Source organism: Streptomyces sp. 13-12-16, from assembly GCF_002114215.1.
Taxonomy (GTDB): domain Bacteria; phylum Actinomycetota; class Actinomycetes; order Streptomycetales; family Streptomycetaceae; genus Streptomyces.
Genome location: NZ_NCTE01001493.1, coordinates 1 through 364 on the forward strand (window position 1 = coordinate 1; position 364 = coordinate 364).

Genomic DNA, 364 nt, shown 5'->3' on the forward strand with positions numbered 1-364 from the left:
CTCGTCGAGGTCGCCGACGCGGAGACCGCGCTCGGCCCGGTCCGGCTCACCGGCGAACTCGCCCGCACCTGCTACCAGCTCCGGGCCTTCGCCGGCATCGTCGAGGAGGGCGCCTTCCTCGACGTCGTCATCAACCACCCCGACGACACCGCGACCCCGCCCGTCCCGGACCTGCGCCGCTACAAGCTCCCGCTGGGCGTCGTCGCCGTCTACTCGGCGTCCAACTTCCCCTTCGCCTTCTCCGTGGCCGGCGGCGACACCGCGAGCGCGCTCGCGGCCGGCTGCCCGGTCGTCGTCAAGGCCCACCCCGACCACCCCGGACTGTCCGAGCTGGTCGCCAAGGTCCTGCGCCGGGCCGCGGCCC

1 protein-coding gene is annotated in these 364 nt (G+C 75.0%); it reads left to right on the forward strand.

Going from position 1 to position 364, the window contains the following annotated elements; all coding sequences use genetic code 11:
* The coding region (locus B7767_RS43290) for an aldehyde dehydrogenase family protein (protein ID WP_143653030.1) at positions 1–364 on the forward strand (364 nt) is incomplete at both ends.